We start from the raw sequence: 11,347 nt of genomic DNA, 5'->3' as shown, positions 1-11,347 counted from the left end.
AACACCTCAGGCCGACCAAAACGTCCCACAACACCACCAATCACTCAGGTGTTGCAACGACCCCTAGAACCTGCCGGTGGCAAACCGGCAGGAAGTGAGAGAGGGTCCCGCGGGGCTAGCCGACGTGGATCCCGGGGCGGCGGGCGGGGTCGGGCTCGTTTTCGCGGATGATCTCGCGGACCACGGGGGCGGTGTCGCCGCGGCCCAGGAGCAGGTAGCGCATCAGGTGGGCCAGCGGGTTGCCCTCCGCCCACTCGAAGTACGCGTGCGGCCGGACTCCGGTGGCCTCGTGCAGGGCCAGCAGGATCGCGGCAATGGCGTTGGGCGCGGCCGGACTGTTCGCGCGGAGGACTCGGTGCCCGGCCACCTCGACGCCCCGGACCTCGAGCACCCCGCTGAAACCCGACGGGTCCGTGACGTCGATCTCCAGGAACAGTACGTCGGCCGTGCCGGGCACGGGGTTGTTCTCCCGCTGCGCGGCTTCCTTCTCCGCGTACTCCTTGGCGTCCCTGGCCTGCGGGCGGTTGGCGATGATGTTGATCCGCCCGTCGTAGTCAATCGTGTCCGTGACGAAGCGGCGCGCGGCCTCGTCGAACTCGATCCGGTCTACCCGGAGCTCGGTGGTCCGCGAGACACGGGACACCAGCGACACCACCACGATGCCCAGGATGAAGAACCCGGAGATCGCCAGGCCGTCCGGCTTCTCGATGACGTTTTCCACGAGGGCGTAGAGCAGTACGAGGGTCAGGACGGTGAAGCCGACGGCGGCCCCGCGTTTCTTCTTGCGCGCGGCAGAGATGCTCACGGCCACCGCGCCGGAGACCATCATGAACAGGATCCCGGTGGCGTAGGCGCCGGCTTGGGCATTGACGTCGGCCTTGAAACCGACGGTGATGAGGATGCTGATGGCCGTGTACACCAGGACCACCGGCCGCACCGCGCGGGACCAGTCGGGCGCCATGCCGTAGGAGGGAAGGTACCGGGGCACGATGTTGATCAGCCCGGCCATCGCGGAGGCGCCTGCGAACCACAGGATCAGGATGCTGCTGACGTCGTACACGGACCCGAAGCCGTTCCCGAGCCGCTCGTGCGCCAGGTAGGCGAGCGCACGGCCGTTCGCGGGCCCGCCCTCCTGGAACGCCTCGGCCGGGATCAGCACGGTGGTCACGAAGCTGCTGCCGATCAGGTAGACGCTCATCACCACGGCCGCCGTGGTGAGGAGCTTGCGGGTATTCCGGATCCGGTTCTGCAGCGTCTCTTCCGGCGTGGACCCGGAAGCCTTAACCAGGGGCATCATGCTGACGCCGGTTTCGAAGCCGGAGAGGCCCAGCACCAGCAGCGGGAACGCCAGGATCGCGGGCCCGGCGATGTTGCCGAAACCGCCACCGAAGGAGCCGAGTGAAGCCATCCAGACGGCAACGGCACCCGGCTGGGTGACGGCGTCGTAGATCCCGGTAGCGATGATGACCGCGTTCAGCAGCAGAAAGACGCCCACCAGCGGAATGGCCACGGCCACCGCTTCGGAGAAGCCGAGCAGGAACACCCCGCCCAGGATCAGCAGCATCACCACGGTGATGGGGACGGCCTCGCCTTCCAGGAACGGCGGCAGGTACGGGTTCTCCAGCATGTGCACGGTGGCATCTGCGGCGGACAGCGTGATGGTGATGATCCACGACGTCGCCACGAAACCGAGCAGCACCAGCACGAACACCTTGCCACGCCAGAACGGCAACAGGTTCTCCAGCATCGCCACCGACCCCTGTCCGTGCGGGCTCTCCTGCGCCACCCGCCGGTACATCGGCAGCATGCCCAGCAGCGTCAAGGCCACGATCAGCAGCGTGGCCAGCGGTGACAGGGCCCCCGCGGCGAGCGCGGCAATGCCAGGCAGGTAGGACAGCGTGGAGAAGTAGTCCACGCCGGTCAGGCACATGACCTTCCACCAGCTCTGCTGGTGCCCGGTGCCCTCCGCGGATTCCGGCCCCACCGGCTGGTGCACCTTGTGTTCCAGCAGCCAACGTGTGAACGCGCCGCCGGGGCCGTTCTCCCGCTCGGGGTTGGGCACGCTCGCCGGAACGGAGTATTGGGCTGGTGCGGTCATGGAGTGTCTTTCTGGTTTTTGGGAAGGGCCGCTGTGGGGCCGCTGCAGAGCGGCGGGAGGCTCGGCGGTCAGCGGCTCGAGGTTTCCGCCGTCGGACGGCGGGACGATTTGCGACGGCGGGGGCTACTTCGTTGCTCTGATGAGCCGGTAGATCATGTAGCCGGTTGCGCCGATCCCGAGGATCAGCCACAGCAACGGGGCGCTTTGGGTCAGCATGGCAGGCCACGGCCTTGCGTGCTTGAGGTGGCCACGGGGTCCTTCGATTCACATGGGCAGTTTGCTGATGACCACGGGAGCCTAGCACCGGCCGGATTCCGTAAAGCGCCAAAACCGGCGATCTTAACGCTTTCTTAACGCCTCTTTCTTCACACCGGCTGTAGGGAACACCGCGGTGGTAGCGTGACGCGTATGCGCGACACTGCTGCCCCAAAGGCCCCGCCTGCGGCCGGAACGGACCGCAGGCTCAGCGGGCTGTGGGCCGGAGGCTCCAAAGTTTTCCCGCGCATTCTCAACGTCTTCGCGCCCCAGCACCCGGCCCAAGTGATCGTGCTCGGGTTCGCCGGCGCCGTCGCGATGGGCACAGCGCTGCTCATGCTGCCCATTTCGAGGAACGGCCCCCAGGGCGCACCCTTCCTCGACGCCCTGTTCACGTCCACGTCCTCCGTGTGCGTCACCGGCCTGATTACCGTTGACACGCCGGTGTACTGGAGCGGCTTCGGCAAGGTGGTGATCATGGTCCTGATCCAGATCGGAGGGTTCGGGGTCATGTCCTTCGGCACCCTGCTGGGGGTGCTCATGGCCCGCCGGCTGGGCTTGCGGTCACGGCTGTCGGCGGCCGCGGAGACCAAGAGCACGGGCTTTGGCGACGTCCGCCGCGTGCTGCTCGGCGTGCTGGCGATCAGCCTCACCGTGGAGATCGTGCTCGCCGGCATCCTGGCAGCGAGGCTCGTCGCCGGCTACGGCTACGAGCCCGGCCGTGCGCTATGGCACGGCGTCTTCCACGCGGTGTCCTCCTTCAACAACGCCGGGTTCGCGCTGCATACGGACAACCTCATCGGCTTTGCCGGGGACCCGTGGATCTGCCTGCCCATCGCCGCCGCGGTAATCATCGGAGGCCTCGGCTTCCCGGTGCTGTTCGAACTGCGCCGGCAGTACCAGCGGCCCATCCACTGGAGCATGAACACCAAGCTGGTCCTGGTAGGCACAGGAGTGCTCCTGGTCAGCGGGACCGCCTTCCTCACCGCCGTCGAATGGTCCAACCCGGCCACCCTCGGCCGGTTGAACCCCGGTGAGCGCATCCTGGCCGGGTTCTTCCAGTCGGTCATCACCCGCACCGCCGGATTCAACAGCATCGACATCGGCCAGATGCACCCCGTCTCCTGGATGGGCATGGACATCCTGATGTTCATCGGCGGCGGCCCGGCCGGCACCGCGGGCGGCCTGAAGATCACCACCTTCGGCGTGCTGTTCTTCATCCTGCTGACCGAACTGCAGGGTGGCACGGCCGTGAACATCTTCGGCAAGCGCCTGTCCCGCGCGGTGCACCGGCAGGCGATCACGGTGGTGCTCTTGGCCATCGCCCTGGTGGTCGGCTCCACGATGTTCCTGATGCTCATCACGGACTTCGGCCAGGAGCGGATCCTGTTCGAGGTGATCTCCGCGTTCGCCACAGTAGGTCTGTCCACCGGTATTACTGCCGCCATGCCGCCGGCCGGGCAGGTGGTGCTGATCCTGCTCATGTTTGTCGGCCGCCTCGGCCCCGTGACGCTCGGCGCCGCACTGGCGCTGCGCGAACGCCCGCTCCTCTACGAATACCCGAAGGAAAGGCCCCTCATTGGCTAAGAACTTCTTCTCCCGTTCCCCCGAATCCACGGCACAGGCGGATTCGGTGGTGGTCATCGGACTGGGCCGCTTCGGCGGGTCGCTGGCGCTGGAGCTTGAGGCGCAGGGCACCGAGGTGCTGGGCATCGACTTCAACGAGGACACCGTCCAGTCCTACAACGGCCGCCTGACCCACGTGGTGCGGGCGGACTCCACCAAGGAGGAGGTGCTGCGCCAGCTCTCCGTCCACGAGTTTGACCGCGCCGTGGTGGGCATCGGCAGCGACATCGAGGCGAGCATCCTGACGACGTCGCGCCTGCTCACCTTCAAGAAGCCGCAGATCTGGGCCAAGGCCATCAGCGAACCGCACGCCGAGATCCTCAACCAGCTCGGTGTGGACCACGTGATCCGGCCCGAGCATGACATGGGCAAGCGGGTGGCCCACCTGGTCCGCGGCTCGCTGCTGGACTACGTCGAGTTCGAGGACGACTTCGTGATGATCCGCACCAGCCCGCCCACCGAGGCCCGCGACCGTCCGCTCGGCGTGCTGGGCCTGCGCGACAAGTACGGCATCACCATCGTGGCGGTCAAGCGCCCCGGCGGCATCTGGGGCCACACCACCGCGCAGACCGTCCTGTACGACGACGACCAGATCATCGTGCAGGGCAGCAAGACCCAGGCCGAACGGTTCAGCAACCTGCCCTGACGCTTGCCGCGTGGCCAGTCATCGTGTGGCTGCCTACCGGGTGGCCGGCGCCTCAATGAAGACCACCTGGCTCAGGCTCCTCACGGGCCTCCGTCTCCGGGCGGCGGGTTTGCCGACGGCGTTGGCCGGGTTCCCGGCGTCGGACGCCTTTAAGCTTGCGGCACCGTTTGAATGCCCGACGGCGTTGGCCGCCTTTCCGGCCGCGACCCGCCGCACGCTGAGCTGCTCGAGATCCAGCAGCCGGCGCGTGCCGGTCCGGGAGTCGATGATCCAGACGAGGTCGATGTCCCGGAACGTGCTGCTCACGGTCCCGCGGTGAGCCAGCCGTCCCCGGTGCCAGGCCTCGATCTCGTCGCCTACAGCAAGCTCCGCGCCGGACTTCACCTCAAGCATGTCGTGTTCAATCATCTTTGGGCCCCTTCCCCGAACAGCTTCGATAGGCCAAGCCTGCACCAGGTTGTTTTCTAAAACGTTTCTGGTTGATGATGAGCTCGTGTCGGGTCCCGGTGCCGCGGAGCTGCCGGGCAAGGTAACAGCTCCGGCCGGCGCTCTTGTTCTATTTTCCGGAAATTGCGCCCTTCTTGATCCAATCCTGTGGAATTCTTGTGTTCCGATTTGCATTTAGGTTCTTTATTACAACCGTGGCAATAGGCAGCCCTCAGCCAACTAAACCGCTCATTACACCCGATTCCTCCACTCGGTTTATATACCCCTGATGGCGAGTTACACTAAGGCGTTCTTTGACAATTGAATGAAGCAGCCGCACCGCTGCCGTACCCGTGGGGGGAAGAAAAATGCTCGCTAGGAGCAGGCGATTCCGCATGAGAATCGCAATATTGTTATCGGTACTATCGGCACTGATAGTTTCAGGGCTGACGCCGGCGGCTGCAGTAGAATTCGGAGGCGACACCAGTGCCTCCATCAGCGGAAAAATCACCGCTGACTTCTCTGGAGTCAGCCAAGGGTACACAGGCGTTCACGTGAGCAACGCCGAAACTTCCGAATATGTAACCAGCAGCTACGCAGATGCCGAAGGAAATTACACTGCCTCAAATCTTCCTGGGGGCTCCTACAAGCTGCAGTTTTTTGACTACGGCGGCCTGAACCTCGGACAGTGGTACGGCGGCACCGCGGATCAGGAAGGCGCCACGGTTGTGGTGGTCGCCGCTGGCCAGCAGCTCAACGGCATTGACGTAACGCTCGCCAAGGGCGCAACAATCAGCGGTCACGTAAAAGCCTCCGCTGGAGTTGATCTCAGCGGAATTGAGGTCAGGGTCCATGCTGCGGACGGCATGTCAACGCCGGGGTATTCGGCTGTGGCGGGGGACGGCAGCTTTAAGGTCTACGGCCTTCCGGCGGGGTCGTACAAAGTCCAGTTCGGCGGATACGGATCGGGAGTGCTGGACCAGTGGTACGGGGGCGCCGATTCTCTTGAGGCCGCCACCCCTCTGACGCTTACGGCGGGCCAGGAGGCCACGGGAATCGACGCCAGCCTGATCAAGGCTGCCACAATCAGCGGACGCGTCAGCGCACCCGAAGGCGTCGACCTCAGCGCCGTGACAGTCGCGGTTCACGAAGCCGACCGCAACTCCTACACCGGGTACGACTGGGTCAAGCCGGACGGCACATTCAAGGTCACGGGTCTCCGCGCGGGAACCTACAAGCTGCAATTTCAGGGAAGCAACTCCGGGGCACTGGACCAATGGCACGCAGAAGCCGACTCCATTGAAACTGCCACGGCACTTACACTCGCGGCGGGCCAGGACCTCACCGGCATCGATGCCTCCCTTGTGAAGGGCGCGACAATTAGCGGCCAGGTCACCGTACCGGCGGGCACCGAGATTAGTTCCGTAAGTGTCCTGGTGAGCCAGGCGGACAACATGTACTACTTCAACAGGTACGCGTCCGTGGGCCAGGACGGCAGCTACAAGGTCACCGGCCTTCCTGCAGGAACCTACAGGGTTCAGTTCCAGGGGAATGACTCCGGCGCAGTCGACCAGTGGTACGCCAATGCGGAATCGGCCGAGACCGCAACACCTGTGAGTGTCACCGCAAACCAGGATCTCGCCGGAATCGACGCGACACTGGTCAAGGCCGCGACGATCGGCGGCAAGATCACGGCGCCAGCAGGGGTCAATCTTAGTAACGTGAGTGTCAGCATCCAAAGGGCTGAGGGCATGACCATCCTCGCATCCGTCTCGGTGACCGCAGACGGCAGCTATCGGATCGGAGGCCTGGCGGCGGGTAGTTACAAACTTCAGTTCGATACAGGCAACTCGGGCGCTCTGGAGCAGTGGTATTCCGGTGCTGGCACCTTTGAGGCCGCCACCGTGTTGGCACTCGAAACAGGCCAGGACCTCACCGGGATTGACGCGGCCCTGGTCAAGGGTGGATCCATCAGCGGATCGGTCACTGCACCCGCAGGCGTCGATTTGACCTCTTTGCGCGCGTACGTTTACCCGGCAGCGAACCAGTACCGTAGCTGGTCTGCCCGCGTAATGGCCGACGGAAACTATAAAGTCCTCGGGCTCGCCGCAGGTAGCTACAAGGTCGAGTTCTCGGGCTACAACACGGGAACCCTGACACAGTGGCACGCCGGGGCCTCGTCATACGAAACAGCGACCCCCGTTGCACTTTCCGCCGGCCAGGACGTTACTGGTATCGACGCCGACCTCGTAATTGGCGCCTCCATTACCGGCCGCGTTAGCGCACCCGATGGAGTCGACTTGGCCCGAGTGCAGGCTTACGTGTTCCCGGACGGTACGGACTGGAACTGGTTGGCAGCAGTCGACCTTGGCGCCGACGGCTCGTACAAGTTCAGCGGACTTCCTGCCGGCCCCTACAAGATACGGTTCACTGCGGGCAACTCCGGCGCCCTGGACGTATGGTACGGCGGCGCGGGGACGTCAGCCGGCGCTACCGTCATTGCGCTCACAGACGGCCAAGCCAAGTCGAATGTCGACGCCACTCTGACAAAGGGCGCATCCATCAGCGGCAGGATGTCGGGAGCTCCCGGCGTCGACATTTCCGCAGTCAACGTGGAACTGTACAACGTTGATAATTTCCGCGCATACCCGGTCAATGCAGATGTCCGCCCGGACGGAAGTTTCTCACTGGTCGGGCTCCAGGCCAGCAACTACAAGATCCGGTACTACGGGCCTAATGCTGGCGCTCTAGAGCAATGGCACGAGAATGCCACCAGCATGGATTCCGCGACTGCTGTGGCACTTGCCCCGGGACAGGACGTGACAGGGATCAACGCCTCGATCGCCAAGGGCGCCTCCATCAGTGGCACGGTCAAGGCACCTGACGGTGTCAGCCTGACATCGACCTATGTGCGGGCCGTCTCCGAGGCAGAGCCGAACGGACCGAGTGCAAACGTCCGCACTGACGGGACCTACAAGCTGCGCGGCCTCCCGGCCGGAACCTACAAATTGCAGTTCTACGGCTACGACTCGGGCGCCCTGGAAGAGTGGTACCAGGATGCCCGGACCTCCGCCGAAGCAACACCAGTAACAGTAACGGCAGGCCAAGACCTCACAGGCATCGACGCGACTTTGGCCAAGGGCGCCAGCATCAGCGGCAAGGTCACGCTCCCTGAAGGCGTTCCCGCCTACTCGGTGTACGTCAGCCTGTACCAGGGCGGCGAGTTGACACCTCTGAGCACCGTCTCGCTCAATCAGTATGACGGCTCCTATTCTTTCCGCGGGCTTGCTGCGGGAAGTTACAAACTGCAGTTCCAGAGCTACGGTTACGCGGGACTCCTTCAGCAGCAGTGGTACAGCGATGCATCCTCCATTGACACGGCTACGGAAGTGGCGGTCACGGACGGCCAGGACCGCACGGCCATTGATGCGACCATGAAGAAGAGCGCCTCTATCAGCGGCAAGATCACGGCCCCTGACTCAGTGAACCTCAGCAAAGCGTTGGTCTACGCGACACGGGCCGAATCACCGGACCAAACCGCAGCCGTCGCATCGGTGGGGGCTGACGGAACCTACACTCTCAGCGGCCTCGAACCGGGTACCTACAAGGTGCGGTTCTCAGGCGAACAGAGTGGAGCCACAGACCTCTGGTACGGCGGCACCACTCCGGACACCGCAACCCCGGTGGTCGTTGCGGCGGAAGAAGCCAAGGCATCGGTCAACATGACAGTGACCACCGGCGCATCCATAAGCGGCACTGTGACGGGTTCCGGAAGCCTTTATGGCTACCCGGTCACTGTTTATGATCTGGCAGGTAAGACAGCAAGGACCACGCAGACGGACGCGGCCGGCAAGTACAGCGTGGTGGGCCTCGCTGCAAAGTCCTACAAGATTGCCTTCAATCGCTCCAACGGGACATACCAGGACGAAGCGCAGTTCTACGCGAACAAGCCGGAGTCCGCGGGTCTGAACCAGGCCGAAGTCATCACCCTCGCCCAGAACCAGTCGCTGCAGAATATCGACGCAACGCTGAAAACGGGTGGGTCCGTAACCGGAACGTTGCTGGACAGCGCCGGAAAGCCTCTGCAGTACGCCTACGTTGAGGCGTACACCCGCGACGGTTCATTCGTCAGCCGGTATGGAAGCTCAGATGCCGCTGGAAAATTCAGCATTGGGGGCCTCACGACAGGAAAGTACTTCCTGCATGTCTTCCGGGACGCAATACGCGGCAACCTGTACTCGGGCAACACCGCCGAGGAAGCCAGCGCCACCCCGGTAGCCGTGACCAGCGGGAGTGCCACAACGTTCGACCTGTCGTACGCGGCGCCCCAGCTCACCGCACCCACGCCCACCATCAGCGGCACCCCCAAGGTGGATTCCACACTCACAGCCTCACCGGGCACCTGGGGACCTTCACCGGTGACACTGAGTTACCAGTGGAAGGCCGACGGCGCCGACATCGCCGAGGCTACCGCCACCACCTACAAGCCCACGGCCGCGACGGTCGGCAAGATCCTGACCGTAAGCGTCACGGGCTCGAAGGCCGGCTACGCCACGGCAACCAAGACCTCGGCGGCCACCGCCAAGGTCGCGGCAGGCACCCTGACAGCACCAACGCCCACCATTTCGGGCACCGCGGCAGTGGATTCCACCCTCACCGCGGCACCCGGCACGTGGGGACCGGCACCGGTGCCGCTGGGTTACCAGTGGAAGGCCGACGGCGCTGACATCGCCGGGGCCACCGCCGCCACCTACAAGCCCACGACGGCGACCGTGGGCAAGATCCTGACCGTGACCGTCACCGGTACCAAGGACGGCTACACCACGGAAACCAGGACGTCCGCGGCAACTGCCAAGGTCGCGGCCGCCGCCCTCACCGCTGCCACGCCCACCATCAGCGGCACGGCCAAAGTGGATGCCGTCCTGACCGCGGTACCCGGCACGTGGGGACCTGCGCCGGTGAGGCTGAAGTATCAGTGGAACGCCGACGGCATCAGCATCGCTGGAGCCACGGAAGGCACCTACAAGGCCACGGCAGCGACGGTCGGCAAGACCCTGACCGTTACCGTCGCTGGCTCGAAGGCTGATTACGCCACGGTCACCATGACCTCGGCGGCCACCGCCAAGGTCGCAGCCGGAACCCTCACCGCGCCCACCCCTGCAGTCAAGGGCACGGCCAAGGCGGGTTCCCTGCTGACGGCAACGGTCGGTACGTGGGCGCCCTCACCGGTTGCCCTGAAGTACCAGTGGAAGGCCAACGGCGTTGCCATCACCGGCGCCACCGCCGCGACGTTCAAGCCTGCCGCGGCACAGGTGGGCAAGACGCTGACCTTCAGCGTGACGGGCACCAAGACCGGGTACACCACGGCAACCAAGACCTCCGCCGCCACCGGCACGGTCATGGCCCTCAACCCCGTTCTCAGCGCCCCGACGCCAAGGATCACCGGAACCGCCAAGCTGGGTTACAGCTTCACAGCAGTTCCGGGAACCTGGGGACCGGCGACGGTCACCCTGAAGTACCAGTGGAAGGCCAACGGCGTCGCCGTCGCCGGAGCCACGGCCAGCACATACAAGCCGGCCGCGGCTGTGGTGGGCAAGACCATCAGCGTCACAGTCACCGGAAGCAAGGCCGGCTACAACACAGCGGCCAAGACGTCGGCACTCACCGCGAGGGTCGCCGTCGGAACCCTCAGCGCACCGGCTCCCAGGATCACGGGAACGGCAAAGGTGGGCTACACGCTGACCGCGGTTCCCGGCGCGTGGGGACAGGCACCGGTCACCCTGAAGTACCAGTGGAAGGCCAACGGTGCCTCCATTTCCGGCGCCACGGCCAGCACGTACAAGCCGGCTGCGGCCGTGGTCGGCAAGACCATGAGCGTCACGGTCACCGGCAGCAAGGCGGGCTATACGACGGCGGCCAAGACGTCCGCGGCCACCGCAAAGGTCGCCGTCGGAACCCTCACCGCACCGGTTCCGGGCATCAGCGGTGCTGTCAGGGTGGGGTCCGTCCTCACGGCAACAGGAGCCTGGGGGCCGGCACCGGTCACACTGAAGTACCAGTGGAAGGCGAACGGCGTTGCCATCACGGGCGCCACGGCAGGCACATATACCCCGTCAACCGCGGTGCTCGGCAAGACCCTGACGGTCACGGTCACCGGTACCAAGTCCGGCTTCACCACGGTTACCAAGACCAGCGCGGCGTCGGTCAAGGTGGCGGCAGGCGTGCTGACTGCTCCCGTGCCCACCGTCTCCGGTACTGCGATAGTGGGGTAACCGTCACGGGATCCAAGGCCGGAT

At 64.8% G+C, this 11,347-nt stretch carries 5 protein-coding genes; 3 read left to right on the top strand and 2 right to left on the bottom strand.

Translation table 11 applies throughout. The annotated features are described in order from the left end of the window. Positions 1-115: 115 nt before the first annotated feature. Entirely contained in the window at positions 116-2,098 is a 1,983-nt protein-coding gene (locus ACTHQX_RS18780; protein ID WP_440158644.1) for an amino acid transporter, read from the bottom strand. Between the two features lie 408 nt (positions 2,099-2,506). On the opposite strand from ACTHQX_RS18780, the gene ACTHQX_RS18775 reads away from it, so the two are divergent. Together ACTHQX_RS18775 and ACTHQX_RS18770 are read left to right on the top strand one after the other, a co-directional pair. Further along, a complete protein-coding gene (locus tag ACTHQX_RS18775) occupies positions 2,507-3,940 on the top strand; it encodes a TrkH family potassium uptake protein (protein WP_440158645.1) in 1,434 nt (477 codons plus the stop codon). After that, positions 3,933-4,625, top strand: a complete 693-nt coding sequence (locus ACTHQX_RS18770; RefSeq protein ID WP_440158646.1) for a potassium channel family protein — start codon at positions 3,933-3,935, stop codon at positions 4,623-4,625. The genes ACTHQX_RS18775 and ACTHQX_RS18770 overlap by 8 nt, the downstream gene beginning before the upstream one ends. 33 nt (positions 4,626-4,658) lie before the next feature. On the opposite strand, the gene ACTHQX_RS18765 is transcribed toward ACTHQX_RS18770, so the two are convergent. Further along, complete coding sequence (locus ACTHQX_RS18765; protein ID WP_440158647.1) at positions 4,659-5,033, bottom strand: hypothetical protein; 375 nt, start codon at positions 5,031-5,033, stop codon at positions 4,659-4,661. 572 nt (positions 5,034-5,605) lie between these two features. Between ACTHQX_RS18765 and ACTHQX_RS18760 the strand changes: the two genes are divergently transcribed. Beyond that, entirely contained in the window at positions 5,606-11,323 is a 5,718-nt protein-coding gene (locus tag ACTHQX_RS18760) for a beta strand repeat-containing protein (RefSeq protein ID WP_440158648.1), read from the top strand. The last annotated feature ends 24 nt before the right edge of the window (positions 11,324-11,347 follow it).

The sequence above is a fragment of the Arthrobacter sp. SAFR-023 genome (assembly GCF_051965295.1).
In the GTDB taxonomy this organism is placed as follows: Bacteria; Actinomycetota; Actinomycetes; order Actinomycetales; family Micrococcaceae; genus Arthrobacter.
Note: the sequence above shows the minus strand (reverse complement) of the source record. Positions and strands in the feature narration are given on the sequence as shown.

What these genes read in the sequence shown, in the direction of transcription:
- ACTHQX_RS18775 (WP_440158645.1), top strand. Translation starts at nt 2,507, where the DNA reads ATGCGCGACACTGCTGCCCCAAAGGCCCCGCCTGCGGCCGGAACGGAC.
- ACTHQX_RS18765 (WP_440158647.1), bottom strand. Translation starts at nt 5,033, where the DNA reads ATGATTGAACACGACATGCTTGAGGTGAAGTCCGGCGCGGAGCTTGCT.
- ACTHQX_RS18780 (WP_440158644.1), bottom strand. Translation starts at nt 2,098, where the DNA reads ATGACCGCACCAGCCCAATACTCCGTTCCGGCGAGCGTGCCCAACCCC.